This is a genomic window from Streptomyces sp. 1114.5 (assembly GCF_003635085.1).
Classification (GTDB): Bacteria; Actinomycetota; Actinomycetes; order Streptomycetales; family Streptomycetaceae; genus Kitasatospora.
The window spans coordinates 2,398,956-2,424,756 of record NZ_RBXE01000001.1 but is presented as its reverse complement, the minus strand read 5'-3'; the positions used below and the strand labels follow the sequence as shown (position 1 = coordinate 2,424,756).

Annotated in this window: 28 protein-coding genes; 12 read left to right on the top strand and 16 right to left on the bottom strand. The window is 72.6% G+C overall.

Going from position 1 to position 25,801, the window contains the following annotated elements; genetic code table 11:
* The first annotated feature begins 134 nt into the window (after window positions 1-134).
* The 3 genes from BX285_RS10720 to BX285_RS10710 all read left to right on the top strand — a co-directional run bounded on the left by BX285_RS10720 (window position 135) and on the right by BX285_RS10710 (window position 3,494).
* Complete coding sequence (locus BX285_RS10720) at window positions 135-902, top strand: CDP-alcohol phosphatidyltransferase family protein (protein ID WP_097237771.1); 768 nt, start codon at window positions 135-137, stop codon at window positions 900-902.
* A 128-nt stretch (window positions 903-1,030) separates the two neighbouring features.
* Window positions 1,031-1,591: a hypothetical protein gene (locus tag BX285_RS10715; RefSeq protein ID WP_259470486.1), complete on the top strand. Its 561-nt coding sequence runs from the start codon at window positions 1,031-1,033 to the stop codon at window positions 1,589-1,591.
* Window positions 1,592-1,703: 112 nt separating this feature from the next.
* Entirely contained in the window at window positions 1,704-3,494 is a 1,791-nt protein-coding gene (locus BX285_RS10710; RefSeq protein WP_121174997.1) for a hypothetical protein, read from the top strand.
* A gap of 7 nt (window positions 3,495-3,501) precedes the next feature.
* Here BX285_RS10710 and BX285_RS10705 read toward each other — a convergent pair whose 3' ends face one another.
* Window positions 3,502-3,873: a helix-turn-helix transcriptional regulator gene (locus BX285_RS10705; RefSeq protein WP_097237769.1), complete on the bottom strand. Its 372-nt coding sequence runs from the start codon at window positions 3,871-3,873 to the stop codon at window positions 3,502-3,504.
* A gap of 110 nt (window positions 3,874-3,983) precedes the next feature.
* On the opposite strand from BX285_RS10705, the gene BX285_RS10700 reads away from it, so the two are divergent.
* Entirely contained in the window at window positions 3,984-5,012 is a 1,029-nt protein-coding gene (locus tag BX285_RS10700; RefSeq protein WP_121174996.1) for a zinc-binding dehydrogenase, read from the top strand.
* Between the two features lie 28 nt (window positions 5,013-5,040).
* On the opposite strand, the gene BX285_RS10695 is transcribed toward BX285_RS10700, so the two are convergent.
* Window positions 5,041-5,814, bottom strand: coding sequence for an MBL fold metallo-hydrolase (locus BX285_RS10695; protein WP_121174995.1), 774 nt, complete (start codon window positions 5,812-5,814; stop codon window positions 5,041-5,043).
* Window positions 5,815-5,865: 51 nt separating this feature from the next.
* On the opposite strand from BX285_RS10695, the gene BX285_RS10690 reads away from it, so the two are divergent.
* Window positions 5,866-6,744, top strand: a complete 879-nt coding sequence (locus BX285_RS10690; RefSeq protein WP_310794196.1) for an NmrA family NAD(P)-binding protein — start codon at window positions 5,866-5,868, stop codon at window positions 6,742-6,744.
* Between the two features lie 90 nt (window positions 6,745-6,834).
* Here BX285_RS10690 and BX285_RS10685 read toward each other — a convergent pair whose 3' ends face one another.
* Entirely contained in the window at window positions 6,835-7,272 is a 438-nt protein-coding gene (locus BX285_RS10685; protein WP_259470485.1) for a histidine phosphatase family protein, read from the bottom strand.
* A 28-nt stretch (window positions 7,273-7,300) separates the two neighbouring features.
* Window positions 7,301-7,900 (bottom strand): TetR/AcrR family transcriptional regulator, encoded by a 600-nt coding sequence (locus tag BX285_RS10680; protein ID WP_183107045.1) that lies wholly within the window; start codon window positions 7,898-7,900, stop codon window positions 7,301-7,303.
* Window positions 7,901-7,999: 99 nt separating this feature from the next.
* Here BX285_RS10680 and BX285_RS10675 point away from each other — a divergent pair, with 99 nt between their 5' ends.
* Window positions 8,000-8,851, top strand: a complete 852-nt coding sequence (locus BX285_RS10675) for an SDR family oxidoreductase (RefSeq protein WP_121174992.1) — start codon at window positions 8,000-8,002, stop codon at window positions 8,849-8,851.
* Between the two features lie 407 nt (window positions 8,852-9,258).
* Here BX285_RS10675 and BX285_RS10670 read toward each other — a convergent pair whose 3' ends face one another.
* Window positions 9,259-9,528, bottom strand: coding sequence for a hypothetical protein (locus tag BX285_RS10670; RefSeq protein ID WP_097237763.1), 270 nt, complete (start codon window positions 9,526-9,528; stop codon window positions 9,259-9,261).
* Complete coding sequence (locus BX285_RS10665) at window positions 9,525-9,887, bottom strand: ATP-binding protein (protein ID WP_121174991.1); 363 nt, start codon at window positions 9,885-9,887, stop codon at window positions 9,525-9,527. Before BX285_RS10665 ends, BX285_RS10670 begins: the two co-directional genes overlap by 4 nt.
* A gap of 218 nt (window positions 9,888-10,105) precedes the next feature.
* Here BX285_RS10665 and BX285_RS10660 point away from each other — a divergent pair, with 218 nt between their 5' ends.
* Both BX285_RS10660 and BX285_RS39455 read left to right on the top strand, forming a co-directional pair.
* Entirely contained in the window at window positions 10,106-10,969 is an 864-nt protein-coding gene (locus BX285_RS10660) for a helix-turn-helix transcriptional regulator (protein ID WP_107474902.1), read from the top strand.
* On the top strand, window positions 10,938-11,159 hold the full coding sequence (locus BX285_RS39455) for a DUF397 domain-containing protein (RefSeq protein WP_373560508.1): 222 nt from the start codon (window positions 10,938-10,940) through the stop codon (window positions 11,157-11,159). Before BX285_RS10660 ends, BX285_RS39455 begins: the two co-directional genes overlap by 32 nt.
* Window positions 11,160-11,204: 45 nt before the next feature.
* Here BX285_RS39455 and BX285_RS10650 read toward each other — a convergent pair whose 3' ends face one another.
* Window positions 11,205-12,719 carry a serine hydrolase gene (locus BX285_RS10650; protein WP_259470484.1) on the bottom strand — a complete coding sequence of 505 codons (1,515 nt, stop codon included), beginning with the start codon at window positions 12,717-12,719 and terminating at the stop codon, window positions 11,205-11,207.
* Window positions 12,720-12,991: 272 nt separating this feature from the next.
* Between BX285_RS10650 and BX285_RS10645 the strand changes: the two genes are divergently transcribed.
* The 3 genes from BX285_RS10645 to BX285_RS10635 all read left to right on the top strand — a co-directional run bounded on the left by BX285_RS10645 (window position 12,992) and on the right by BX285_RS10635 (window position 16,257).
* The gene (locus BX285_RS10645) at window positions 12,992-14,710 is read left to right on the top strand and encodes an immunity 49 family protein (protein WP_259470483.1); all 1,719 of its coding nucleotides are present in this window, start codon (window positions 12,992-12,994) and stop codon (window positions 14,708-14,710) included.
* A 597-nt stretch (window positions 14,711-15,307) separates the two neighbouring features.
* Window positions 15,308-15,658 (top strand): PadR family transcriptional regulator, encoded by a 351-nt coding sequence (locus tag BX285_RS10640; protein ID WP_259470482.1) that lies wholly within the window; start codon window positions 15,308-15,310, stop codon window positions 15,656-15,658.
* Window positions 15,655-16,257: an HAAS signaling domain-containing protein gene (locus BX285_RS10635; RefSeq protein WP_121174989.1), complete on the top strand. Its 603-nt coding sequence runs from the start codon at window positions 15,655-15,657 to the stop codon at window positions 16,255-16,257. The genes BX285_RS10640 and BX285_RS10635 overlap by 4 nt, the downstream gene beginning before the upstream one ends.
* 234 nt (window positions 16,258-16,491) lie before the next feature.
* Here the strand turns inward: BX285_RS10635 and BX285_RS10625 are convergent, their stop codons facing one another.
* Window positions 16,492-17,238 carry a DUF6193 family natural product biosynthesis protein gene (locus BX285_RS10625; RefSeq protein ID WP_121174988.1) on the bottom strand — a complete coding sequence of 249 codons (747 nt, stop codon included), beginning with the start codon at window positions 17,236-17,238 and terminating at the stop codon, window positions 16,492-16,494.
* Window positions 17,239-17,446: 208 nt separating this feature from the next.
* Here BX285_RS10625 and BX285_RS10620 point away from each other — a divergent pair, with 208 nt between their 5' ends.
* The gene (locus BX285_RS10620; RefSeq protein WP_121174987.1) at window positions 17,447-17,863 is read left to right on the top strand and encodes a hypothetical protein; all 417 of its coding nucleotides are present in this window, start codon (window positions 17,447-17,449) and stop codon (window positions 17,861-17,863) included.
* Window positions 17,864-17,963: 100 nt separating this feature from the next.
* On the opposite strand, the gene BX285_RS10615 is transcribed toward BX285_RS10620, so the two are convergent.
* The 8 genes from BX285_RS10615 to BX285_RS10580 form a co-directional block, all read right to left on the bottom strand.
* The gene (locus tag BX285_RS10615; RefSeq protein ID WP_147465139.1) at window positions 17,964-18,542 is read right to left on the bottom strand and encodes a hypothetical protein; all 579 of its coding nucleotides are present in this window, start codon (window positions 18,540-18,542) and stop codon (window positions 17,964-17,966) included.
* Window positions 18,543-18,661: 119 nt separating this feature from the next.
* Window positions 18,662-19,432, bottom strand: coding sequence for an ABC transporter permease (locus BX285_RS10610; RefSeq protein ID WP_097237755.1), 771 nt, complete (start codon window positions 19,430-19,432; stop codon window positions 18,662-18,664).
* Window positions 19,429-20,355, bottom strand: coding sequence for an ATP-binding cassette domain-containing protein (locus BX285_RS10605; protein WP_097237754.1), 927 nt, complete (start codon window positions 20,353-20,355; stop codon window positions 19,429-19,431). Before BX285_RS10605 ends, BX285_RS10610 begins: the two co-directional genes overlap by 4 nt.
* Complete coding sequence (locus BX285_RS10600) at window positions 20,355-21,194, bottom strand: DUF4097 family beta strand repeat-containing protein (RefSeq protein WP_097237753.1); 840 nt, start codon at window positions 21,192-21,194, stop codon at window positions 20,355-20,357. Before BX285_RS10600 ends, BX285_RS10605 begins: the two co-directional genes overlap by 1 nt.
* Before the next feature lie 118 nt (window positions 21,195-21,312).
* Complete coding sequence (locus tag BX285_RS10595) at window positions 21,313-21,903, bottom strand: toxin-antitoxin system HicB family antitoxin (RefSeq protein WP_121174985.1); 591 nt, start codon at window positions 21,901-21,903, stop codon at window positions 21,313-21,315.
* A 166-nt stretch (window positions 21,904-22,069) separates the two neighbouring features.
* On the bottom strand, window positions 22,070-23,143 hold the full coding sequence (locus BX285_RS10590) for an adenosine deaminase (RefSeq protein WP_373560566.1): 1,074 nt from the start codon (window positions 23,141-23,143) through the stop codon (window positions 22,070-22,072).
* A 175-nt stretch (window positions 23,144-23,318) separates the two neighbouring features.
* Complete coding sequence (locus BX285_RS10585; protein WP_097237751.1) at window positions 23,319-24,614, bottom strand: DUF445 domain-containing protein; 1,296 nt, start codon at window positions 24,612-24,614, stop codon at window positions 23,319-23,321.
* Window positions 24,615-24,765: 151 nt separating this feature from the next.
* The gene (locus tag BX285_RS10580; protein ID WP_097237750.1) at window positions 24,766-25,620 is read right to left on the bottom strand and encodes a hypothetical protein; all 855 of its coding nucleotides are present in this window, start codon (window positions 25,618-25,620) and stop codon (window positions 24,766-24,768) included.
* Window positions 25,621-25,801 lie beyond the last annotated feature (181 nt).

Below are 25,801 nucleotides of genomic sequence, written 5' to 3'. Positions count from 1 at the left end.
GATTCCTCGCCCGCCTCCTCGCCCGCCTCCTCGCCCGATTCCTCGCCCGCCTGCGGGGCGTACCGCCTGGTCGGGGCGTTTCCCGGAGGCCGTAGCCTGTGGTGATCGTCACGGACAGGTGGAGGGATGTCGTCATGGTGGCTGCTCCGGCGCTCGCCGAGCTGCGCGAGGTGTGCCAGCCGCAGGCCAAGCTGCAGAGCCGCAACGGTGAGCACTGGGCGGGCCGGCTGTACATGCGGCGGATCTCACTGCGGACCACCCGGCAGTTGGTCCGGACGTCGGTGTCGCCGAACACCCTCACCTGGGTGATGGTGGTGTGCGGGGTCGGCGGTGGCGCGGCCCTGCTGATCCCGGGACCGACCGGCGCGGTGCTGGCGGCCGTCCTGTTCCAGCTGTTCCTGCTCTTCGACTGCGTGGACGGCGAAGTGGCTCGCTGGAAGCGCCAGTTCAGCATGGCCGGGGTGTACGTGGACCGGCTCGGGGCCTACCTGGCGGACGCCGCCCTGATGATCGGCGCGGGCGTACGGGCGGCGCGCGGCGGCTCGGAGCTGTGGGTGTCGGCGGGCCTGGCGGCGGCGCTGGGCGTGGTACTGCTCAAGGCCTCGACGGACCTGGTGGACGTGGCCCGGGCCCGCAGCGGCCGGCCGCCGGCGGACGAGGAGTCGACGCAGCCGCGCTCCCAGGGCATCGCGACGGCCCGCCGGCTGGCCTCGATCTTCAAGATCCACCGGGTGACCAACGGCATCGAGGCCTCGCTGGTGCTGCTGGCTGCGGCCGCGGTGGACGCCGGGCTCGGCAACCTGGACGCGACGCGGGCGACGCTCGCGGGGATCACGGTGATCACCTGGGGCATGGTGGTCGCGCACCTGGCGTCGATCCTGTCCTCCTCGCGCCTGCGCTGAACTGCGGCCCGGGCGCCGAGCCTCGCCGCCGAGGGGTGAGACGCCCCTCCCCCGCCCGGGGGAGGATCCCGGGCGGGGCCCGCCGCCGGGTGGACGCGGCGGTCCGGGCCGCGCGGGAGGGTGAGGGCATGACGATGACTCAGCCCGTCGCAGCCACCTCCACCGCCCTCACCGCCACCCTCACTGCCGGTCCCGCCGCCGTCCCCGCCCCGCCCCGCTGGGCCGTGCGCGCCGCCCACGTCGCGGCCGTCACCGCGCTGCCGGCCGGGCTGTGGCGGCTCGGGCTGGTCGCGGGCTGGCACGGCGGGTACACCGACGCGGGCTACCAGGCGATGGGCCTCAGCGGGTGGGGTGCGGTGTGGCCGGTCTTCCTGAGCCTGTTCACCGAGGCGCTGGCCCTGCTCACCCTCGGGCTGGTCCGCCCCTGGGGGACGGTGCCCCCGCGCTGGGTCCCGTTCGTCGGCGGACGCCCCGTCAACCCGCGGGCGGTGGTCCTCGCCGCCTCCTGCGGCGCCGCCGGGCTGGGTCTGCTGTGGACGCCCTTCGCCGGGTGGTGGGAGATGCCGGGCACGGGCATGACCCCGCTCGGCCACTTCCTGGTCGGCTTCCTCTACCTGCCCGCCGTCGCCTGGGCGCCGCTGCTGGCGGCGGTCACGGTGTCCTACCACCGCCGGCACCGGGCGCGCTGACGCGGCCTCGGGCCGACCCGTGGGGATCGCCCCCTCCTGTGGAACCAGTCGGACTACATATTCAGTCCAACGACATATACAGTCGTCCGACAGAACAGAAGGGGGCGCGCCCATGCCGCCAGCCACCACACCCCGGCCGAGCCCGCTCCGGCCCGCCACCACCCGGCTCGCTGCCGTCCGGTCCTCGGCCATCCCGTCCGCGGTCATGCGGTCCGCCGCCGCCCGGCCCGGGCTCGTCCTGCTCGCCGGCTACCTCGCCGAACTGCTGTTCCGGCTCGTCCTCGTCCGGCACATGAGCTTCCCGTCCGTCCACCCCGACGAGGACTCCTACCTCGCCCTGACCCGCGTCCTCGCCGGCCGCCCCGCCACCGAGATCCCCGTCGGCGTGGTCATACCGGGCGGCTACCCCCTGCTGATCTCCCCCGCGCTACGCCTGGCCGACGACCCGACGACCGCGTACCACCTGATCATGGGCATCAACGCCGCCGTCAACGCGCTGGCCCTGCCGCTCGCCTACGTCGCCCTGCGCCGCCTCGGCCTGGGCCGGGCACTCGCCTACGTCTTCGGCGCCGCGACCGCCCTGCTGCCGCCCCTGGTCTTCTACTCGCAGTTCGTGCTGACCGACGCCGTCCTGCCCGTCCTGATCCTGGCCTGGCTGCTCTGCCTGCACGGCTGGCTCGCCGACGGCACGCTGCGCCGGCGCGCCTGGCACGCCCTCGGGGCGGGCGGGTCCGCCGGTTACGCGATGGCCGTGCACGACCGCGGCGGCGTGGTGGTCGCCCTGACCGCCGTCGCCTTCCTCGGCGTCCTGCTGCTGCGCCTCGCGCCGTGGCGGGCCACGGCCGCCGGGATCGCCGGACTCGGCCTGGGCGTACTCGGCGCCCGACTGCTGGCGTCATGGCTGCACGCGCAGTTCACCGTCGACAACAGCGATGTCGGCGGATACCTGTGGGACGGCCTGACCGACCCGGAGGCGGCCGGACGAACCCTCACCCGGACCGCCGGCCAGCTCTGGTACTTCACCGTCTCCACCTGGGGCATCGGCGGACTGGCCGTCGTCGCCTGCCTGGTCGCCGTGGCCCGCCGCCGCTTCCCGCCCGCGTACCGGATCACCGGCGGGGTGCTGGTGGCGCTGCTGGTCGGCACCGCCCTGGCCTCCGCCGCCGCCCTGCCGCCCGGCGGCCGGATCGACGACTGGGTGTACGCCCGCTACACCTCCTACCTCGTGCCGGCGGCCTTCGTGACGGGCGTCGCGGTGCTCGCCCGCTGCGGGCGCCCCGCCCTGGGCCGGGCGACGGCGGCAGCGGCCGGACTGACCCTGCTGCTCGCCGAAACGGTGGTCCGGTCGGCCGGTTCGCAGCTGCGCACCGGGCTCTTCATCCCCTGGTGCATGCCGGACGTCTCGTTCCTGGCCGCCGACTGGGGCCGGCTCAGCATGCTCCGGTCCACCGCCGCCGCCCTGGTCCTCCTCGGCGCGGTGGTCCTGGTGCGGACCTCCGGAGGACGTCGGGTGCTGCCGGCGATCGGCCTCTCGCTGGCGATGTTCGCCGCCTTCGCGACCGCGACGATCACCACCCAGGTCGCCCAGCCGCACGCGAAGTGGCGCGCGGGCCTGGCCACCGGCTTCACCCGCGCCGCCGGGATCGGCGGGGGCGACAACGTGGTGTTCGCCTGGGACATCGACTGGGCGCTGCGCGCCGCCCAGGCCTTCGAGGTCTACCGGGGCCGGATCTGGTACCGCGACCCCCGCTGGCAGCCCGTCCCGGCGGAGGCGAACGTCCTGGTCACCCCGCTGCCCGGGGCCGGACAGCCGCCGGAGGCCTACTGGCCCGACCACCCCGCCGACTGGTCCGTCGAGCGGGCCGACGCCGGGCAGAACTGGGCGGTCTGGCGGCGGCACTGAGCGCCGGTCAGCCCTCCTCGTCGCCGGCGCCCCGGCTCTCGGCCCCGGTGTGGGTGCGGGCGTGGGCGGCGAGGACGGTGTCGAGGAGGCCGGGGAAGCGCCGCTCCAGGTCGACCGTGCGCAGGGCGGAGAAGCGGCGGTTGGCCTCCTCGCGCTGGGTGATCAGGCCGGACTCGCGCAGCACCTTGAAGTGGTGACTGAGGGTGGAGGGCGCGACGTCCACCGGGAAGGTGCCGCAGGCGCGCTCGGGTTCGGAGCGCAGGACGCGGACGATGGTCATCCGGGTGGGGTCGGAGAGGGCGTGCAGGACATCGAGGAGGTCGATCTCCTCGGTCGCGGGGTGGGCGAGAGCCGGTCGGCGACGGGTGCTGCGGGGCATGCTCAGACCTCCCTGATCTGCGATGTTCGACATCCATGGAAACGGCGTGGTACCACTGTTCCCGCACCTACTTTGTAGTTCGTCGAACATCGTAGCTCAGGGGGACCGACATGCGCGCACTGGTGATGACCGCACCCGGTGGAGCCGAGAACTCGCAGGTACGGGAGGTCGAGGCACCGCGCCCCGGGCCCGGCCAGGTGGCGATCGACGTCGCCTACGCGGGACTGAACTTCGTGGACGTGATGACCCGCCGCGGTGACGCCGCGTACAGCACCGCATGGCCGTACCTGCCCGGCAAGGAGGTGGCCGGAACGGTCCGGGAGCTCGGCGAGGGCGTGACCGGCCTGGCCGTGGGCGACCGGGTGGTGGCCGCACCGGTCGGCGCCGGACTCGCCGAGACGGTGGTCGCCGAGGCCGCGCTCACCGTGCCGCTCCCGGACGGGGTGGGCCTGCGCGAGGCCGCCGCCGTCCCGCTGGGCCTGGCCACCGCGGTCCTGCTGCTGACCGACGCCGGCCGCTTCACCGCTGGCGACACCGTTCTGGTGCACTCGGCGGGCGGCGGCATCGGCACCGCCGTCGCCCAGCTCGTCCCGCTGCTCGGCGGCGGCCGACTGATCGGAACGGTCGGCCGACCGGAGAAGACGGCGGCCGCGATCGCCGCCGGGTACGACCACGCCTTCGCCCGCGGCGAGGCATCGTCCGAGGCCCTGGCCGAAGCGCCTTCCGACGCCCTGGTCGAGGCCGTCCGGGCCGCCACCGACGGCCGCGGCGTCGACCTCGTGCTCGACCCGCTGGGCACCGCGGCCCTCGACCTCGACCTCGCCGTGGCGGCACCCGGCGCCCGGATCGTCCTGTTCGGCAACGCGGGCGGCGGTGCCATCGCCGACCTGCCCCCGCTCGCCCGCCTGATGGCCGGCAACCTCACCGTCACCGGCTTCAGCCACCGCGGCCTGGCCGCCACCGCCCCCGAGCGCGTGGCCCGCGCCATCCGCCGGGTCCTCGACCTGCTCGCCGACGACGGCGCCGACCTGCAGCTCCCGGTCACCGAACTGCCCGACCTGGCCGCCGTCCCGGCCGCCCACGACGCCATGGAGAACGGGCGGGCGACCGGGAAGTACGTGGTGCGGGTGGGCGGTTGAGCCGCCCGAGGTGAGCGCGGGCCGAGCGTCAGACCGTGAAGGTCGCGCCCGGGTCCGCGTGGGCGACCGGACCGGCGAAGCGGGTCCCCGCGCGGGCGACGGCCTCGGCCGGAGCCATGGCGCGGCCCACATGGGTGACCAGCAGCCGGGCGGCGCGGGCCACGGTGGCGGTGGCACCGGCCTGCTCGGGGGTGTGGTGCACGGGCCCGCTCCCCGGCTCGGCCTCCGGGGTCGGACTCTCCGCCTCGCAGAGCAACAGGTCGCAGCCCTCGGCCAGTTCGGTGAGGGCGGCACACGGGGCGGTGTCACCGGAGTAGACGAGCGAGCGGCCGCCGGCCTCCACCCGGAGGGCGAAGGCCGGCATGCCGTGGTCCACCGCCCGGCTGGTCAGCCCGAGCGGGCCGATGTGCACCCGGTGGCCGTCGGCCAACTCGGTGACGGCGAAGGCGGATTCGACCGGACTGCGCCGCGCCGTGTTGGTCAGGAAGTCCGCCAGCCGGTCCGCCGTGCCGGGCGGGCCGTAGAGCGGGATCGGCGCCGCGAGCCGGACGTCCGCGTAGAGGGCGCCGTAGTAGGCGGTGAGCAGGTCGGCGCAGTGGTCGGCGTGCAGGTGCGAGATCCAGATCGCGTCCAACTCGTCCAGCCGGGCGTGGCGTTGCAGCGGGCCCAGGGTGCCGGTGCCGGCGTCCACCCACACGCGGGCGCCACCGCCGGACACCAGGTAACCGGAGCAGGGGTTGTCGGCGCTCGGGTAGGGCGTCGCGCTTCCCAGGACGGCGAGCTGCAGGGGTTCGTCGGACATCCGGCGAGCCTAGCGCCACGGCCCGTCCACGCACCGTACGGGCTCACGTCGGTGGCCGGGCATACCGCCGGGCCGGGCGGCGTTGGGGCGGGCGTGACCAAGGTTCTGGTGATCGGCGCGAACGGCAGTGTGGGCAGGCACGTGGTGGCCTCGTTGGCCGAAGGAGGCCATGAGGTAAGGGCGTTGGTGCGGGATCCGGCAAGGTCGGTGCTGCCCGCGGGGGTTGAGGCCGTACGGGGTGGACTGGCGGTGCCGGAGAGCCTGGAGCCGGCGCTGGCCGGCGGGGTGGAGGCGGTCTACCTGATGTGGCCCGGGCTGCCGGTACAGCCCCGGGTGGTGGAGTCGATCGCCCGGCACGCGAAGCGCGTCGTCTACCTGTCGGCGGATGTGCCCGATCTCGCGGACGACGAGCCGGCGGTGATCTTCCACCAGGAGATCGAGCGGCTGATCGGGCGGTCGGGCCTGAGCTGGACCTTCGTCCGGGCGATCGACTTCGCGGGCAACCTGCTCGCCTGGGCCGACCAGGTGCGGGAGGGCGTGGTCCGCTGGCCGTACGGGCAGGCGCGCCGGTCGCTGGTGCACGAGCGGGACATCGCGGACGTCGCTGTGCGGGCTCTCACCGAGGACGGGCACGACGGCGCCCGGTACGTGGTCACCGGGCCGGAGCCGCTGGCGCACGCCGAGCTGGCCCGGATCATCGGCGAGGAGCTGGGCGTCGCGGTGCGGTGGGAGGAGCTGGCGCCGGAGACGGCCCGTGAGCAGCTGACGGCGGCCTGGGGCAATGCGGGGTTCGTGGAGTCCCGGCTACGGGCGTGGGAGTCCTTCACTCGCGAGCCGGAGCGGGTGACCGACACGGTGGAGCGGGTGCTCGGCCGTCCGCCGCGCGACTTCCGCAGCTGGGTGCGGGATCACGCGGCGGACTTCCGGTAGACGGGCTTCCGGCAGACGGGCTTCCGGTAGACGGCGGACTTCCGGTAGGCGGCGGGGCGGGGCCGCGGCGGACGTGACGACGGTCCGCCGCTACGGGACGTTCCAGGCCGAGATGACGGGCTGCCCGTGCTCGACGGCCAGGAAGCTGAGCGTGCCCGGATGCGGATGGCCGAGCAGGCAGGCTGCGGACGCATCGAGCCCGAGCCACCGCACGGTGAGCACACGCGCCAGATGGCCGTGAGCGACCACGGCGACATCGCCCTCGCCGAGCAACGGCCGGATGCGGTCCAGCACCGCATCCGTACGCGCGGCGACCTGCTGGAGCTGCTCACCAGGACGGTCGGCACCGCCGGCAACGACGCCGTCCCGCCAAAGGTCCCAACCCGGCCTGGACTCCTGGATCTGCTCGGCGGTCAGGCCCTCGTAGCCGCCGTAGTCCCACTCCACCAGGTCCGGGTCGGGCTGGACACCGGTGAGACCCGCAAGCTCAGCCGTCCGCATCGCACGGATCAGCGGGCTGCTGAACACCGAAACCAGACGACGAACGAGATGGCTGCTAGGCCGGGTCCACAGCCTCCAGCGAGTCGAGCCAGCGCAGCAGGCGGGCACCCTCGCGGGTCATGACGTCCGGGTCGCGCAAGGCGTTGGCCAGGAGCGACATGCCCTGGTACCCGGCGACGAGGGTGAGGGCCAGGCCGTCCGGGTCGGGCAGGCCCAGCTCGCGGAACTGGCCTGTGGCCCAGTCGAGCAGCCGCCGGAGCATCGCACCTGCCTCCACGTCGAGGTCCCCGTCGGCGCGCTTGTCGAGCTCGACGGCGAGGGTGCCGGTCGGGCAGCCGAACCGGGCGGCGAGGTCGCGCTGGTCGATCCAGGCCTGGACCAGTGCCTTGAGGCGGTCCCGCGGATCGGCCAACTGCTCCAGTCCGCCCGTGAGTTCGTCCAGGTAAGCGCCGTGTTCGGAGAGCGCGGCGCGGACCAGCTCGTCCTTGGTCTTGAAGTAGTAGTAGACGTTCCCGACGGGGACGTCAGCCTCGCGCGCGATGTCGGCGAGGGTCGTGCGCTCGACCCCCTGCTCGTGCAGGACACGGGCCGCGGCGGCCGAGAGCCGTCGGCGCTTCTGCGAGGCCCGTACCCGCCGATCCACTGAGTCAGTCACCCGACTGACTATAGACAACCGCCGGTGGGTGCGTGCTACGGTCCATCTGAGTCAGCCAACTAACTCAGTTGCTTCACAGGACCATGGGAGGGGATCGCGATGATCACAGTGACGGGCGCCACCGGAAACATCGGACGGACACTGGTCGAGCTGCTGGCCGCACAGGGCGAAGAGGTGGTTGCGGTGTCGCGGCAGGCCCGGCCCGCGCAGCCCGGCGCGGCGGGGGTCCGATGGGCCCAGGGGGACGTCGGCGACGCCGCGAGCCTGCGACCCGCCCTCGACGGGGCCCGGGCGCTGTTCCTTCTGCTGGGCGGCGAGCTCAACACCCGGGGCGAGAGCCCGGACGCCCTGCTGGAAGCCGTCGCGGACGCCGGTGGCGTCGAGCGGATCGTCCTGGTGTCCTCGCAGATCAGCGCCACCAGGCCGGACGCCCCGTCGCACGCCCGGCTGCGCGAGTTCGAGGCGGCCGTCCGCACGTCCGGACTGGAAACCACCATCCTGCGACCCGGCGGCTTCGCCTCCAACGCCTTCGCCTGGGCCGAGACGGTCCGCACCAAGCGCACGGTCTTCGCCCCGTTCGGCGACGTGGCCCTGCCCGTCGTCGACCCGGCGGACATCGCGGCGGTCGCGGCGGCCGTACTGCGCGAGGACGGACACGCGGGCCGTGCGTACGAGCTGACCGGGCCCGAGCCGATCAGCCCGCGCGAACAGGCCGCGGTGCTGGCCGAGGCCCTGGGCGAGGAGCTGGTCTTCGTGGAGCTGTCCCGCGAGCAGGCCCACGGCCACCTCGCGCAGTTCATGCCGGCGGAGGTCGCCACCGGCACCCTCGGCATCCTCGGTGCCCCGCTCCCCACCGAAGTGGCGGTCAGCGCCGACGTGGAGACGGTGCTGCGGCGCCCGGCCGCACCGTTCCGGGCCTGGGTCGAGCGCAACCTGCCCGCGTTCCGGTAGGCGGATAGCACCTGCCCACGGCAGGACCCGCCCACCCGGAAGCCGGGCGGGCGGGTCGAACAGACGGGGCTCCGGCTGCCACTCGGCCGGCGACTACGGAGCCGAGGCCCGCCGCACAGGAAGTCGGCCGATCCGACTTCCTGTGCGGCGGGCCTGCCGTCAGGGCATGCGCCAGCAGTCGGCCGGGTCGTCGAGCCACGCCCAGTGACCGTCCGGCATGACGGTCAGGCCCAGTCGTGTGGGCCCGGGGCGGTCATCGGCGGGCCACCACCGATGGGCGGCTTCGACGCCGTACCGGGAGACGGTGCGCGGGGGCCCGTTGTGCGGTCAGGCGAGGGTGGCGGTGCGGAGGTGGCGAGTGCGGACTTCGCAGAGGGCGCCGAGGAGAGCAGCCGCGAGGTTGAGGGTCAGCAGTCCGAGCATCGGTGGTGGGTGTCCCGGTTGCGCTTGTACTCACGGAGGAGCGCGAGGAGGTTGATCAGGGTGCTGGCCGGGATGTTGCCGAGGTTGATGAGGCGCAGGCCGTGGAGGTTGGTCTCGCCCGGGGCGGCGGAGGGCCAGAGGAGGCCGAACTCGCGCCCTTCGGTGCGGAGTTCGATGATCAGCTCGGAGAGCTGGCGGATGGTGAGGTGGAGCAGGGCCGGGTCGGCGGGGTGGAGCGGGTGGTGGGCGCTCACGCGGCACCGTCCAGTTCGAACCAGACGGTCTTGCCGAGGTGCTGGGGGTCGACGCCCCATCGGTGGGTGAGGCCGGCGACGAGTTGGAGGCCGCGGCCGGCCTCGGCGAGGACGGAGAGGGGCTGCTGCTCCGGGAGGTCCGGGCCGCGGTCGGAGACGGTGACCCGGAGGGTGTTGGCGAGGAAGAGGATGAGGACGACCGGGGAGGTCGTGTTCGCATGGCGCCACGCGTTGACGATCAGCTCGACCATGGCGAGTTCGGCGTCCGCGATGGAGGAGGGCGGCCAGCCCGCACGGGTCATGCCGTCGCGCAGGGCGTCGCGGGAGAGGGTGAGGGAGGGGGAGTTGAGGTTGCGCACAGGAATCTCCCTGGAATGAGGGGGGATTGAGGTGAGCGGGCTGTCGCCGTGAGCGAGTCCGGACAGGATGCTCTGCGGTGCGAGGCAGCGTTACTGACGCCCGCATCGGTGATCGGTGCATCACCGACTGTAGGGCATCGGTGGTACATGTAGGGGTACTTCTACCCCGCCCTTCACTCGATCGATGGATTGCTGGACCCTTCACGGGATCGAGATGGATGCTTGGGGGCATGCCACCACGAACCACCCCGTCAGCCAGGCAGGAACGAGTAGGCACTGAGCTGCGGAAGATGCGCGACTGTGCCGGCCGCACGACCGCCGACGCTGCCGCGCTGTTCGGGTTTGCCCGAACGAAGATCACCCAGATCGAGAAGGGGCAGTACCCGATCAGCGCTGAGCGGGTGAGGATGCTCGCCAGCGAATACCAGGAGAGCGATCACGCCTTCGTAGAAGCACTCGCGGCCATGGCCGAAGAACGCCACAGGGGTTGGTGGGAGGAGTACCGAGGCTCCGTACCGGTCGGCTTCCTGGACATCGCGGAGGTCGAGTACTTCTCCAAGGGAATGCGCACCTATCAGATCTCGCACGTCCCAGGCGCCATGCAGACCGAGGAGTACGGACGGTCCATCTTCCGAGATCTCTACCCGCCGCTCTCGCCACGTCTGCTGGAAGCCCGTGTAGAGCATCGAGTGCAGCGTTCCGCCTTCCTGATGCGGGAAGATGGCGAACCGTACTCGGCGTTGGTCCATGAAGCGGCCCTGCGAATGCTGTTCGGAGGCCGTGATGCCGCAAAACGACAGATGGACAAGCTGCTTGAGTACTCGGAGCTGCCCCACGTCACTCTTCGGGTGATCACCTTCGGCACCAACGGCTTCATGGGGGCGGGACAAGGCATCGTCTATGCGAACGGCCCAGTGCCTCGCCTCGACACCGTCCAGCTCGATGCGGTCGGCGGTCCTGCGTTCCTCCACGAGCAGCGACAGATGGAGAACTACCGTCACATCATCGACAAGATGACGGAGCGAGCTCTCACCGAGAGCAAGTCTCGCGATGCCATCAGGCTCATCAAGAAAGAGATCTAGCGCCATGGAAACACTTCGCTGGAAGCGACCGGAAGCCTGCCCCGATGGCTCAAGCTGCCCGGAGGTGGCCATAGGCCCCGACGCCGTCTATGTCCGCAGCAGTCTTCTGCCCGAGGCCATCGCCCAACTCACCACCGACGAATGGCGTGACCTCGTCTCGGCCATCCGCGCCGGGGAGTTCGACGTCTGACCTCACCGGGCGGGCGGGCCGTTCCTCGAACGGCCCGCCCTTCCCTCACGCCGCCTTCGCCGTCGCCCGGACGCCGAAGTGCACGTAGCGGCTCCCATCAGCCAGCGCGTAGAACACCACCGGTATCCACGCGTCCTTCTCGTTCCTCCGCCCCGCGAACACCGTCTTCGCCGGCGTGTGCGACACCGCCGTCAGCTCCCACACCAGCGGGTCGAACGTCCCCGCGAGGCCGTCGGCCCCCTCGTACGTGAGCGTGAGCGCACCGCTCTCCGCCTCCCCGATCGTCATCAGGAAGCCCTCGCGCTTGTACCTCCCGACGAACTCCCCGACCTCGACCGCCACCGGCTCCGCGGGCGGCTCGAAGCCGGGCATCGTCACGCCCGCGAACTCCGCCGACAGCTCCCTGCACAGCGCCTCGAACACCTTGGGCGCCGCTCCCCCGCCGTTCGTCAGCAGCACCACCGCGACGCCCTTCTCCGGCATCGCCCGCAGGTACGCCAGCTGCCCGAACGTGCTGCCGTCGTGACCGAACCCGCGTACGCCGTCCCACTCGAACAGTCCCCAGCCGAGCCCCCAGTGGGCCCCCAGGAACCACTGGTCCGGCATCTCGACCTCGCGGTTCAGCATCGCCTCGACCACCGCCGCCGGCAGCACCCGCGTACCGTCCGGAGCGAGACCCCCGTCCACGAACAGCCTGGCGAACCGGGCGACATCGGCCGCCGTCGCGCAGATCCCGCCGTACGGGCCGGCCGAGCGGGGCAGCATGTTCCACAGCGGGGTGGGCACCGGCTCCTCACCCGGGTCGGCCATGTGCCCCATCGCGGCCCGGAAGCGCAGCACCTCCTCCGGCAGGGTCATGGTGTGCTCCAGGCTGAGCGGGCCGGTCAGCAACTCCTTCAGCGCCGCGTCCCAGGTGCCGCCGGTCACGACCTCCACGATCCGACCGAGGACGTTGTACGCGGTGCTGGAGTACGAGACCGTCGCCCCGGGCGGGTTGGTCAGCCCGACGTTCCGCGCGCCCTCGATGTAGCGGGCCAGGCAGTCGTCCCCGCGGCCGGTGTCGTTGACGTAGTCGCCCTCGATTCCGCTGGTGTGGTTGAGGAGTTGACGCGGCGTGATGCTCCGACTCGCCTCGGCGTCGGCGACGGCGAACTCGGGCAGGACGTCGACCACCGGGGCGTCGAGGTCCAGCTTTCCGGCCTCGGCGAGCAGCACCACCATCGCTGCCGTGTAGCCCTTGCTGACGGAGCCGATCTGGAACACGGAGTCGGTGGTCACGGCGACGCCGGTCTCCGAGTGCAGGATGCCGGAGGCCAGTTCGTGGATCTCGCCGCCGGCGAGCACGGCCAGGGTGGCGCCGTGGATGCGGTGCGCGGTGAGCAGTTCGTCGAGGCGGGCCTGCCAGCGGGCGGCGTCGAAGGCCGGCGTCTCCGGCATCGACTCGGGCACGCCCAGCGCGCGGTTGACGGTCCGGGCGACGTCCCGCTCCGTCCGCTCCAGGAGCTTGGCCACCTCCTGGTCGACGACCCTGGACACTGCGCGGCTCAGGTCTTCCGTCATGTGTTCTCCCTCGTGGTCACGACGGTCGGGTGCGGCAGCGGTGGGCTCGACATCCGTGCGGCCGGCCGAAGCGACCGTCAACTCCCCCGTGGCATACGGATACAGGGCTTCGCCCCCGACTGGGTCCGTTGCTGCCGATCACGACACTAGCGCGAACACGACCCATTTCAAACACCGTTTGAAACTCTGCGGCCTTCCACCGCCCCCACACCGGGCGCTGTCAGCCCCCGCGCCTAGGCTGGCGGCCAAGCAAGGGAACGAGGAGCAGAGCTGTGCGGATCGAGCGTCACCAGGTGGACCAGTCGGCGGTTTCGACGGCCCGCGAGGACTTCGTCAACCGGATCGGACGCATGGTCCACTCCTACTCGCGCGCCGGCCTGATGACCGCCACCGAATGGCGGCTGATCACCGACGAGTTCCTCGACTACCTCGGCGCACTCTCCGCCGAGTCCCCGGCCCTGGACACCCCCGAGGCCAAGGCCGTCCTCAAGGACGCCACCGAGGCCGCCGCCGGCGCCATCTCCTTCGCCGCGTACTACTCGTACGACAGCTTCCAGGTCTTCCTCGACTACCCCAACTTCGGGATGAGCTACGACCCCGACGACGCGGAGGAGGGCTTCCGCCGAAGGACCGTCCTCCCACAGCACTGGCTCGACGCGCTCTGCCTCGCGATCCTCTCCGACAAGGTCTCCCGGCACGGCGAGGCCTTCGCCTTCACCTGGCAGGCCATGCCCGCCGGCGGCGGCTACTCCGCCGCCCAACTCGCCAACGGCTTCATGGCGCACCTCTTCGGCGACACCCGCGACGGAGACGCCGAGGACGCACCCGCCGCCGACACCCCCGAACAGCGGCTCGCCGCCATCGACACCGCACTGGAGCAGATCGAGGACCGGGACAGCGAAGCCACCCTGGCGCTGCACACCCTGCGCGCCCTCGCCGCCGAGGACCGCGAAGCCTTCGACACCGGGCTGCACTCCCTCCTCGACCGCACCGGCGGCACCCGCCCCCGCAGCCTCCTCCCGCTGCTCCCCCTCGCCCTCGCCGCGCTCGCCCACCGCACCCACGGCTGGCTCCCCGCCGTCGACACCGACTACCTGCCGCGCGCCGTGATCACCGGCTTCCCGACCTCCGGCCCCCGCGTCGCCGCGCTCGGCCGCGACCGGCTCCCCGAGGCCGTCGCCCGGCTCGCCGCCGGGCCCTTCCACATCGACCGGCCCACCCCGGCCCTCCCGATCCACCCCGACAGCGAGGCGCTGTACGAGCGGGCCACCCGGGAGGCCGTCAACCCCGGGCCCGACGACCGCCACACCGTTTCCCGCCTCGCCCGCGCCCTGAGCAAGCAGGCGCTCCTGTTCCAGGCCCGCGCCTCCCAGTCCGCCGACGTCACCGACACCCAGCTCGCCGGCCTGCGCCTGGCCTCCCAGCTGGGCGCCGCGCTGTTCCGCAGCGCCCTCGCCGAGCCCGGCACCGAGGCCGAGGTCACCATCGACGGCCGTACGGTCCGCTACCCCGCCACCCGGGGCGAGGACACCGGGCCCGGGCACTGGCAGCTCGCCCTCGAACTCGCCCTGATCAGCGGTGCCCGCGAGGACCTCGCCCCGATCGTCCTCGCAGGCCCCACCCACTCCACCGCCGACCGCTCCGCGTTCGCCTCCTACCGCGTCGCCCTGCACGACTACTTCCGAGGCGTCGACCCGCTCCCGGCCACCGAACAGGCCCTGCGCGACCTCAAGCGGGCCGAGGACTGGGGGTTCGCCCCGCCGCCCGTCGTCCTCTTCTCCCAGCTGGTCGAGGGCGACGAGACCAGCTTCAACCTGGCGCTGGTCGACGCCCTCGAAGCCCACCGCGACCACCACTCCGTCGCCGACCGCGCCACCGACTCCGACGCCGCACTCAACCTCGAAATCCTCGCCCTCGCCTGCCACGCCCGCCGCCGAGGCTGGACCATCCACATCGACTCCCCGTACCTCCCAGCCCGCCTCCTCGCGTAGCAGCGACGCCGGCAGGCCCGGGGCCCGGGCCGGGACCCGGGCCCTGGTTAGGCCCTCGGATGAAATATGTCGACCGGTCTACTGATTCTGCTGGCCCAGGCAGCCGCTCGCATAGGAAGTCGGCCAAGCCGACTTCCTATGCGAGGGCCGGCAGCCTGCGCGCCAGAAAATATGCAGACCGGTCTACATATCGTGGATGCCCGGGACGCCAGGGCGGCATCGGGCGGGCGAGCCTGCACCAAAAGTCGGCCAGGCCGACTTCCTGTGCGGGGCGCCCGGCTCGGGAGAATATGCCGATCGGTCTACATATTCCCTCTCCAGATAAGCCGGATGCCCGGCGCGTCTGCTCGGGCGCCAGAAGTCGGGTCGGCCGACTTCTGGCGTTCGGGATGAGGCGATGTGAGCCGCCGTCGGCGCCGGGCTTCCCCGTGTGCGGCTTAGTGCGTGCGCTGTCTTGCTTAGCCTGCTACCTTGTGATGCATGGTACCTGGCATCACCAACCCGGGCGGCTCTTCCGATGCGTCCGCTGCTTCCGATGCGTCCGCTGCCTCCGATGCGTCCGCTGCCTCCAATGCGTCCGCTGCCTCCGATGGGCCGGTGGCGACCCAGTTGCGCAAGGGCGTGTTGGAGTACTGCGTGCTGGCGCTTCTGCGGGACGGGCCGCGCTACGGCGTCGAGTTGCTGCAGGAGCTCGGCCGGTACCCCATGCTCGCCACCAGCCAGGGCACGATCTACCCGCTGCTGTCCCGGCTGCGCCGTGCCGGGCTCGCCGACACCTTCCTGCGGGACTCCGCCAGCGGTCCGTCCCGTCGCTACTACACGCTCACCGACGCCGGCCGGGAAGCGCTACAGGAATTCGCGGCGCTCTGGCCCGCCTTCCGCGAAACCGTCGACCACGTCCTCGACCTTGACCTCGACCTTGACCTCGACCCGGGAGAGAACCCGTGACCAACCCCATCGAGCACCCCCTGGTCCGCGCCCACCTGGACGCGGTCACCCGCTACACCGCGCCGCTGCCCGAGGAGCGCCGCCGCGAGCTCCTGGCCGACCTGCGCGAACACATCGAGGTCACCCTCGCCGAGCACGACCCGACCGACGAAGCCGCCGTCCGCGCCGTGCTCGACCAGTTGGGCAGTCCCCGGCGGATCGCCGACGCCGCACTCCAGGAGGAGGGCCTGCCCCGGCCCGAGCCGGAGGCGTCCGGCCGCACGAAGCTGACTCTGCTGTTCGCCGTACTGCCGTTCCCTCTGCTGCTCGTCCCGGCCGTCGGGCCCGCGCTGGCGCTGGCCGCCGCCGTCATCGCCGCCACCCGGGTCTCCAGGTCCCAGGTGTGGACGCGTCGACAGAAGAAGCAGGCTGCTCTGCTCCTGCTCGCGCCCGTCCTCACCACTCCGCTGGCCGGCGCCGTGTTCGCCGCCCTGCCGGGCGGGCTGACGCCGGTCAACCTGCTCGCCGCCTGCGCGGTGGGCTTCAGCCCGGTCCTGGTCGCGGCGGCGCTGCTGTCCCGCTCCGCCGCCCGCCTGCGCGGCGCCGCCGCCACGGGCTGAATCAGCGGCCCCGGCGGCGGCGGAACTCCACCAGCCACTCCCGTACCTGCGCCTCGTCGTGCAGGTACGGCCCAGCGGTCGGCCTCGTTCCGGCTCACCCGGCCGTCCGCCACCCCGACGAACCACCGCTCGATCTCGTCCAAGCCCGGCTGCCCGGCGCTCTCCACGGCGTCACCGCGCACAGGACACCGCTCATAGGTCACCCCCCACACGTCGCCGCTCACAGGTCACCTCTCACAGGTCGTCGGACCCGATGACGGCCGGGCCGAGGCCGGCGGGGAGCAGGGCCACCGCAAGGGCGGCCGCCTCCTGCGCCGTCGCTGCCTCGCCGGTCAGGTCCCGGTCGCGCAACTCCGGGTCTTCCGCATGGCCGCGGCTGCACTGCACGAGGAACGGGCGGGTCTCCGTCCCGGGGGTGATGAAGACCGCCAGCGAGCACGGGAAGCCGACGCAGGCCCGGAAACCGACGCGCCACATGCTGGCGAACGGGAACAGCCGCCGCAGCCGCGGTTCGGCATGCGTCGCCTCCACCAGCTCCCCGAACTCCGGGAATTCGGGCGCCTCCGCCGCCTGCCGCCGGAGCCGACCCCAGGCCAGGTCGACCGCCTCGGCCGGGCCGCGCTCGACAGCCTGCGCGAACTCACTGGACTCCAGCCACGGCAACAGCTCGTGCAAGTCCCGCAGGCTCTTCCCGCTCCCCCAGGCCACACCCGCCCGGACGACGTCCCGGAGGTCCGTGGTGGCACCGCTGATCATCTCGATCCCATGGGTCGTGCCGGTGACGCCGAACCAGCGCCGCTCGGAGCCGATGTGGACGTCCAGTGGCTTGCGGCCGGGGGCCGAGGCGGAGATGCCCGCCGACGTCACACCCCACAACCCCGGCACCACCGTGATGTCCAGGGCCAGCTCGGCCGCCGTCCGTTCCAGGAGCGCGCCCAGGCTGCCGGCGGCGGCGAGGTCGGGGTAGAGCTCAGAATCCATCCCGCCAGTATGGCGATACGGCGATACGGCGATACGACGACCGCGGACCGGGAAACGGCTTGATCGCATCGCTTCCGAACTCCCCGAGCGGAAGGCGGTTTTCCGCTGCGCGAGGCCGGGGTAGTGGTCGAGGCGTTCGCATCCGTACGGTCCACAAGTCCGATGTGGAACCGAATCTTTGACATTCCGTCAATTCAAGGGACTTCCCATGGACAGGCTTCTCCGCAACACCCTCGCGATCGTCGTGACCGCCGGAGCCCTCGGCATCGCCGCCGCACCCGTCGCCACCGCCGCCGACCAGGCGCAGCCGATGGCCGGGGTGCAGGCAGCGGCCGGCGTGCAGGCGCAGGTCCGCAATCCGAAGACGGTCAAGGCCGACGCCTACAACCAGGCCCGCAGCATCCTCGCCAACGCGGGCAGTCAGACCGCCGCCAAGTCGCACCCGATCCACGGCAAGAACGACGTCCCGGTCTCCTACGGCACCGGCCTGCTCGCCTCCGCCCGGGACGAGTTCCGCGCGGCGGACAAGAACCTGCCGGCGGGCCAGAAGAAGTCCGACATGTCGATTCCCCACTACAACGCCATCCACAATGCGGCGAAGGTCATGGGCATCGACCGCTGGTGAGCACCCGACCGCGTCCGGCGGCAGACCCCAGCGGCAGGCCCCGGTTACCGGCTACCGGCTACCGGCTACCGGCTACCGGCTACCGGCTACCGGCCCGCCGCTACCGGCGGGTGACCTCCGGTCCGGCCGGCCGACCGTCCCCGTCGACGGTGTAGACCCTGGTCTCGTGCGTCGCGGTCACCGTGATCCGGGCCGGCCCGGTCCACTCGGCCTTCAGGAAGCCGTCGTTCTCCCCCCAGGTGCCCAGGCTCCAGTGCCGGGCGGACCAGCCGCTGCCGGTCAGCAGCTCCACGCGGTAGACCGGGTCGATCGAGAAGGCGATGTCGGTGACCGTCAGCACGTGGTCGGGATGGTCCGGGCCGGGCTTGCGTTCGATCAGCCGCCCGTCACCGCCGACGACGAACGACAACGTCCCGATCGCGATCCCGATGACGATGAGCGGCGACAGGACGGCCGCGAAGCCGATCTGCGCCCATCGCGTCCGGAACTCGAACCGGACCACCACGGAGGCCACCAGGAGGACGACCGCGGCGCCGATCAGCAGCACCGGATGGTTCAGCCGGCGCTCGACCTCCACCAGGCCGCCGGAACGTGAGGACAGGTACCCCGGCAGGTACACCAGAAGCGCCGCCAGCGCCGCGCCTCTGAGCCACCACACGATCCGATTGCGGCGCGTCACCGTCATTTGCTCCCCCCGGAGTTGCCCTTTGCCGGGACTTTACTACGGGATGCCCAGCAGGCCCGGGCAGCGGATTCGCTCCGCCGCCCGGGCCCGGTGGACCACCGGCCGCACCCCCGTCACCGCCGGTGGAAGACGCTCCTCGACCAGAAGTAGCCGAGCAGCGTCAGCCCGGTGCACCAGGCGAGGGCGCTCCAGGCGCTGGTGCCGATCTCGGTGCCCGTCAGCAGGCCGCGCAGGGTCTCGATGACGGGGGTGAAGGGCTGGTACTCGGCGAACCAGCGCAGCACGGTCGGCATGGAGTCGGGCGGGACGATGGCGCTGCCGATGAAGGGCAGGAAGGTCAGCGGCAGCGGCGTGTTGCTCGCGCTCTCCGGCGTCTTCGACACCAGCCCGATGCCGGCCGAGATCCACGTCAGCGACAGCGTGACGAACATCAGCAGCCCCGCGGCCGCCAGCCACTCCAGCGGGCCCGCGTTCGACCGGAAGCCCATCGCGAAGGCCGCCCCGATCACCAGCACCAGCGCGGCCATGGTCTGGATCACACTGCCGACCACGTGGCCCGCCAGGAACGCCGACCGGGATATCGCCATCGTACGGAAGCGGTTGACGATGCCTTCCGTCATGTCGACGCAGACGCCCACCGCCGTGGCGACCGAACCCGCCGTCGCCGTCATCAGGACGATGCCCGGCGTCACGTAGTCGATGTAGCTGCCGCCGCCGATCCCCGCTCCCAGGGCGCCCCCGTAGGCGTAGTTGAAGAGCGCCAGCATCATCACCGGCATCAGCACGACCGAGAAGGTCATCGCCGGGTACCGCTGCGCGCGCTTGAGGTTGCGCCGCAGCATGGTCAGCGAGTCGCTGACCGCGTAGCTCGTCGTCGCGCTCATCGCGCACCCTCCCCGGTGAGTGTGAGGAACACGTCGTCCAGATCGGCCGTCTCCACGACCAGTGACTCGGCCCGTACGGAGGCGTTGTCGAGCGCGTCCAGTACGGCCTTCACCGTGAGGACGGAGTTGTCCCCCGGGATGTCCAGCCTCAGCGCCTCGGTGTCGACGGCGGCGTAGTCGAACAGTGCCGCGGCGGCGCCCAGTTGACCGGCGTCGGCGAACCGGATCCGGATCCGCCCGCCGGGGACGATCCGCTTGAGCTCCTCGGCGGTGCCCTCGGCGACGATCCGGCCGCCGTCCAGGACGGCGATCCGGTCGGCGAGTTGGTCGGCCTCCTCCAGGTACTGGGTGGTGAGGAAGATCGTCACCCCGTGGTCGGCGACCAGCCCGCGGATGATCTCCCACATGGTGCGCCGGCTGCGTGGGTCCAGCCCGGTGGTCGGCTCGTCGAGGAAGATCACCTTCGGGTCCCCGACCAGCGTCATCGCCAGGTCGAGCTTGCGCCGCATGCCGCCGGAGAAGGTGGCGACGGGTGTGCGCGCGGCCTCGGTGAGATCGAAGCGCCGCAGCAGGTCCTCGGCTCGCCTCCGCCCCTCCCGACGGCGGAGGTGATGGAGGTCCGCCATCAGCATGAGGTTCTCCTCGGCGGTGAGCAGGTTGTCCACGGCCGAGAACTGGCCGGTGACCCCGATCGCCTTCCGTACCCCGTCGGCCTGCCGGGCCACGTCGTGCCCGGCGACCTGGGCCGAGCCGCCGTCGGCGGGGATCAGGGTCGAGAGGATCTGCACGGTGGTGGTCTTGCCGGCGCCGTTCGGCCCGAGCAGGGCGAACACACTGCCTGCCGGGATGGCCAGGTCGACGCCCCGCAGGACCGCCTTCTCCCCGTACGACTTGGTCAGCCCGACTGCGGAGATCGCCGACATCAGGCCCTCCGGATGGTGACGCTGCCGACCTGGGTCTGACCGCGGACCTCGACGGTCTCCCGGGCGTCGCCCGGGCCCTCGCTCGTACCGAGGTCGTGCCGGACGCTGCCGAACTTGCTGTGCACGTCGAGCCAGGCCGCGGTGCCCTCGGCGATGCCGACCTCCAGGTCCCCGACGCTGGTGTTCAGGGCGACCTTGCCCCGGACGACCCGGCCGAGCCGGATGTGGCCGTTGGCCGTCTTGGCGTCCACGCCCGCCAGGGCGACGCCGACGTGGATCCGGCCGTTGGAGGCGTTGGCCGTCAGCTCGCCGTGCACCTCGTCGATCTCGGTGTCGCCGTTGCTGTTCTTGACCGTCAGCCGGCCCTCGACGGTGCCGACCTCGATCCGGCCGGCGCCCGACACCTCGGCGTCACCGGTGACCGTGCCGAGCCGGATGTCCCCGTGGTCGGTCTTGAGCCGGACGTTCTCGGCCCGGTCGAGCTGGATCCGGCCCATGGAGGCCTTCAGCCGGCAGTCGCCGAGCGGGCCTTCGGTGACGAAGTCCGCCATCGGGGACTCGGCGTGCACCTCGGAGCCGGCCGGCAGGTCGAGCAGGACCTCGATCGAGCCCTTCTTGTTGGAGAACACGGTGCGCTGCTTGGGGCCCTTGAGGGTGAGTCGGCCGCCGGAGAAGCCGACCTGGGTCAGCTCGGCGGCCTTGACGTCCGCCTCCCTGGCGGCGTTGGCGGGGCGGACCTCGACCACGGCGTCGGTGCGCTTGCTCGCGCGGATCCACACCGAGCCGATCTCGAAGTCCAGGGTGGCGGAAATCGGTCCGTCGGTCTCGTACGTAGGCATGGCTGTCCCGTCCTGTTGGCTCGTGTTGGTGTTCCCGCTGGTCGGAGCGGGGGTGACGTCGAAGGTGCAGGGGAGGTGCAGAGGGTGGAGACGGAGGCGAATCAGGCGGTGGAAAGGGTCAGTGGACCCAGCCGGTGAAGCCCTGGCCGCCGCCGCTGCGTGGGGCGCGGGTGCCCGGGTCGGCGGCCGGGCGGGCGGCCGGCTGACCGCCCTCCAGCGCCCCGGCGACGGCCCGGACCAGCCAGGCGTTGAGGGAGAGGCCCTCCTGTCCGGCGGCCTCCTCCGCCCGGGCCTTGAGGTTGGCGGGCAGACGCAGGTTGATCCGGGCGGTGCCGCTCTCGTCCGACTCCGGCACCGCCGCCGTCGGAGCCACCGGAGGCACCATCGGCGGCGCCATGGGCGGCACCATCGGTGGCACCACGGGCGGCACCACCGGCGCCGCATCGCCGTGGAAACCCTCCGGGCCCGGCGGCGCCGTCACCACGAACTCCGGGTCGAGCCCGCGCAGGCGCACGTCCACCGATCCGGGAGCGAGGTCTCGGGTGACCTCGCCCATGGCGGCCGAGAGCGCATTGAGCAGGGTGAGCCGCACGGCCGACTCCAGCGGGAGCGTCAGCCGATCGGCCAGCGCGCGGGCTTCGTCCCCGCCGGCTGCGGCGGCCACCGCGAGCTCGTTCCGGAGGTTTTCGACGTACGGCGTGAGGTCCATGGCTCAAGCATGGCACAGCAGTGGTGCCATGTCGAGTCATTGATGGCACCACTTTGGCGCCACCCGCTGGAGGGCCCCTCGAAGGGCCCGGAAAACGGCACCGCCCCGCCGGCCGAAGCCGACGGGGCGGTGCGCTGCGGTGCACTACACCAGAGGAAGGGGCAGGTCAGCGCCGCCAGCCCGCCAGGTGGGCGTCGATCTCGCCGACCAGCCTCGCCTTGCCCGCCTGGTCCAGGAAGGACGCCTCGACCGCGTTGCGGGCCAGCGCCGCCACCCCGGCCTCGTCCAGACCCAGCAGCCGCGCCGCCACCGCGTACTCGGTGTTGAGGTCGGTGCCGAACATCGGCGGGTCGTCGCTGTTGACCGTCACCAGCAGACCGGCGTCCACCATCTGCTTGATCGGGTGGTCCTCGATCCGCTCCACGGCCCGGGTGGCGATGTTGGAGGTCGGGCAGACCTCCAGCGCGATCCGGTGCTCGCCCAGGTGGTCGAGCAGCGCCGGGTCCTTGACCGCCTGGGTGCCGTGCCCGATGCGCTCGGCGCCGAGCACCCGGATCGCGTCCCAGACCGTCTCCGGCCCGGTGGTCTCGCCCGCGTGCGGGACGCTGCGCAGGCCGACCGCGCGCGCCCGGTCGAAGTAGGGCTTGAACTGCGGGCGCGGCACGCCGATCTCCGGGCCGCCCAGGCCGAAGCTGACCAGGCCCTCGGGGGCCAGCTCGGTGGCCAGCCGGGCGGTCACCTCGGCCGCCTCCAGACCGGCCTCGCCCGGGATGTCGAAGCACCAGCGCAGCACCACGCCGAGCTCCTTCTCGGCCCGCAGCCGGGCGTCCTCGATCGCCTCCATGAAGGCGACCTCGGGGATGCCCCGCCGGACCGAGGAGAACGGCGTGATGGTCAGCTCGGCGTACCGGATGTTCTGGCGCGCCATGTCCTCGGCGACGCCGTAGGTCAGCGCCCGGACGTCCTCGGCGTCCCGGACCAGGTCCACGACGCTCAGGTAGACCTCGATGAAGTGCGCGAAGTCGGTGAAGGTGAAGTACTCGGCGAGCGCCGCCGGGTCGGTCGGCACCTTGGACGCCCCGGCGTGGCGGGCGGCCAGTTCGGCGACGACGCGCGGCGAGGCCGAGCCGACGTGGTGGACGTGCAGTTCCGCCTTGGGCATCCCGGCGATGAACGCCTCGATGCCGCTCGCGCTTCCGGTGCCACCGGTGCTCCCGGTGTTACCGGTGGGGTTTCCGATCCGACTTCCGTCCGGCTGGACCACGGCGGTGCCCTACTTCCTTCTCCGCGCCTTCTACGCGCGTTCCGACAGTGCTGGCAAGCATAGGCCGAGGCCGGCCCGCCCCGGAGGGACGGCGCCCGGCTCACTCCGGAGGGACGGACACCCCGCCCGCCCCGGAGGGACGGCGCCCGGCTCACCCCCCGAGCGCGGACGCCACGGTGTGGATCAGGAGCCCGGCCAGGGCGCCGACCACGGTTCCGTTGATCCGGATGAACTGCAGGTCGCGGCCGACGTTGGCCTCGATCTTGCGGGAGGCCTCGTCGGCGTCCCAGCCCGCCACCGTCTCGGAGATCAGCGAGGTGATCTCGGCACGGTAGGTGTCGACCAGGTACTGGGCGGCGTCCTGGAGCCAGCCGTCGACCTTGGCCTGCAGCTTGGGGTCGGTGGCCAGGCGCTCGCCGAAGCGCCGCACGCCCTCGCGGATGCGCCGGCGCAGTTCGCTGTCCTCGTCCTCGGCCGCGCCCATCACCAGGGTGCGCACGGCCGTCCAGGTGGAGTTGATCAGGTCCTGCACCTCGGGGCGGGCCAGCAGCTCACCCTTGGCGCGCTCGACCCGGGCAATGGTCTCCGGGTCGGTCTGCAGCTCGGTCGCGAAGTCGGCGAGGAAGTTGTCGATCGCGCCGCGGGCCGGGTGGTCCGGGTCGTCGCGGATGTCGGTGACGAAGCGCAGCAGCTCCTTGTAGACCCGCTCGCCGACCTGGTGGTCGATGAACTTGGGCGTCCAGCCCGGGGTCTTCTGGGTCACCTTCTGCACCACGTCCTCGTGGTTGTCGGTCAGCCAGCCGTGCGCGCGGACGGCCACCAGGTCCACCACGCCGTGGTGGCCGCCGTCCGCGACCACCTTGCCGAGCATCCGGCCCATCGGCTCGGCCACCGAGGTGGCGGCGGCCCGCCTGGTCACCGCCTCGGCGACCACCGCCCGCACGTCGTCGTCGCGCAGCACTGCGAGCAAGCCGCGCAGCGCCGCCGAGGCCTCCTTGGTGACCCGCTCGGCGCTGCCCGGCGCGGCCAGCCACTCCCCCAGCCGGCGGCCGATGCCGAGCGCCGCGAGGCGCCCGCGCACCACGTGCCCGGAGAGGAAGTTGTCGCCGACGAAGTCGCCGAGCGAGCGCCCGAAGGCGTCCTTCTTGGTCGGGATGATCGCGGTGTGCGGGATCGGCAGGCCGAAGGGGCGGCGGAACAGCGCGGTCACCGCGAACCAGTCGGCCAGCGCGCCCACCATGCCCGCCTCGGCGGCGGCCGCCAGGTAGCCCGCCCAGGCGCCGGCCCCGGCCGCCTTGGCCCAGGTGGAGAGGGCGAAGACGAGGGTCGCGAAGGCCAGCAGGCCGGTCGCGATGGTCTTCATCCGGCGGACGCCCTGTCTCTTCTGCTCATCGGCCGCGGTGAACCGGACCCCGGGGCCGGTCCCGCTGAAGGCTTCGTCACTCACCCCGCCAGTCTGCCCGGTGCCCGGCGCGGGCGAGGGCGCGCCTCGCGATCACGCGCCGGGCGTGCAGACCACCCTCACGCCGGGCGTACGCGCCGTCACCCAGGGCACGGCCGGGGCGGGCACCCCGGGACAACCGCCGGACGGCGCCCCCTCACACCCCGGACGGCCGGCCGAGGGCAGCCCGCCACGCCGCCCCGCCCGGCACGATCCGCCGCAGCCCGCGCCGCACCTGGGCCGGGACGACGCCGCGCCACAGCTGCTGGGCGAGGTTCAGCGGCGGAGCCGCCTCGACCACCGGATCCTCCCGCAGCAGGAACAGCTCGTCCGCCAGCCCGAGCCGGCCGTCCCGGAACGCCGGGTAGCCCGCGTAGTGCCGTCGGCCCTCCACGACCGTCGGCGGCTCACCGTGCGCGGCCTCGTAGCGGATCTGGTCGCGCAGCGCCTCCGGCCTTACGGCCGCGGCGAGTTCGAGCCGCACCCGCCCGGCGGCCGGCAGCCGGTGGTACACCTCGCGGGCGCCGAACCGCTCGACCAGCCGGGCCACTTCGCGGCACACCCGCTCCTGCAGCCCGGCGTCCAGCAGCAGGAAGCCGTCCCCCAGCAGCCGCGGCACGTCCCAGCTGAAGCTGCGCACCCGGATGGCGTCCAACTCCTCGCCCGGCTCCGCCAGTTCGGCGGCCACCTGCTGCAGCGCGACGATCCCGCGCAGCCGGTCCAGCACCCCGGCCCGCTCGGTGCGGTAGCCCAGGTCCTCACGCAGCACCAGGAAGCAGCAGTCGCAGTCGGCGAGGACGGACCCCCCGCCCGCCCGCGGGCAGACCTCCGGGGTGAACGGCTGGTCCGAGTAGACCGTCGACTCCTCGTTGCGGCACAGCCCGTGGCACCGGACGAGGTCCGTTCGGAGCAGCTTGGCGTCGGCCGGCGCCCAGGCCGGCGCCGAGTCGGCGAAGCCCACGGACACGGCGTCGGAGACCACGACCACCACGGTCACGTCGGGTACGGCCATCGGGCGGCGGGCCTCCGGTCCTGGTCTCGGCAGGTGACGAACGGCCAACTCGGCTCCGGACCCCGGAGTCACGACCGTCACCCGCACCGGCGACGGCGAGCAGAACACCCGCCCGGCCACCGTACGCACGAACACCACACGCGCCCACGAACGCACAGCGACCGGACGACCCCGACGACCC

Coding starts and splice junctions, on each gene's coding strand:
- BX285_RS10650 (WP_259470484.1), bottom strand. CDS start 12,719: ATGACGGAAGACCTGAGCCGCGCAGTGTCCAGGGTCGTCGACCAGGAG.
- BX285_RS10660 (WP_107474902.1), top strand. CDS start 10,106: ATGCTTGGGGGCATGCCACCACGAACCACCCCGTCAGCCAGGCAGGAA.
- BX285_RS10675 (WP_121174992.1), top strand. CDS start 8,000: ATGATCACAGTGACGGGCGCCACCGGAAACATCGGACGGACACTGGTC.
- BX285_RS10720 (WP_097237771.1), top strand. CDS start 135: ATGGTGGCTGCTCCGGCGCTCGCCGAGCTGCGCGAGGTGTGCCAGCCG.
- BX285_RS10625 (WP_121174988.1), bottom strand. CDS start 17,238: ATGGATTCTGAGCTCTACCCCGACCTCGCCGCCGCCGGCAGCCTGGGC.
- BX285_RS10580 (WP_097237750.1), bottom strand. CDS start 25,620: ATGGCCGTACCCGACGTGACCGTGGTGGTCGTGGTCTCCGACGCCGTG.
- BX285_RS10620 (WP_121174987.1), top strand. CDS start 17,447: ATGGACAGGCTTCTCCGCAACACCCTCGCGATCGTCGTGACCGCCGGA.
- BX285_RS10715 (WP_259470486.1), top strand. CDS start 1,031: ATGACGATGACTCAGCCCGTCGCAGCCACCTCCACCGCCCTCACCGCC.
- BX285_RS10695 (WP_121174995.1), bottom strand. CDS start 5,814: ATGTCCGACGAACCCCTGCAGCTCGCCGTCCTGGGAAGCGCGACGCCC.
- BX285_RS10600 (WP_097237753.1), bottom strand. CDS start 21,194: ATGCCTACGTACGAGACCGACGGACCGATTTCCGCCACCCTGGACTTC.
- BX285_RS10610 (WP_097237755.1), bottom strand. CDS start 19,432: ATGAGCGCGACGACGAGCTACGCGGTCAGCGACTCGCTGACCATGCTG.
- BX285_RS10605 (WP_097237754.1), bottom strand. CDS start 20,355: ATGTCGGCGATCTCCGCAGTCGGGCTGACCAAGTCGTACGGGGAGAAG.
- BX285_RS10700 (WP_121174996.1), top strand. CDS start 3,984: ATGCGCGCACTGGTGATGACCGCACCCGGTGGAGCCGAGAACTCGCAG.
- BX285_RS10705 (WP_097237769.1), bottom strand. CDS start 3,873: ATGCCCCGCAGCACCCGTCGCCGACCGGCTCTCGCCCACCCCGCGACC.
- BX285_RS39455 (WP_373560508.1), top strand. CDS start 10,938: ATGCCATCAGGCTCATCAAGAAAGAGATCTAGCGCCATGGAAACACTT.
- BX285_RS10595 (WP_121174985.1), bottom strand. CDS start 21,903: ATGGACCTCACGCCGTACGTCGAAAACCTCCGGAACGAGCTCGCGGTG.
- BX285_RS10710 (WP_121174997.1), top strand. CDS start 1,704: ATGCCGCCAGCCACCACACCCCGGCCGAGCCCGCTCCGGCCCGCCACC.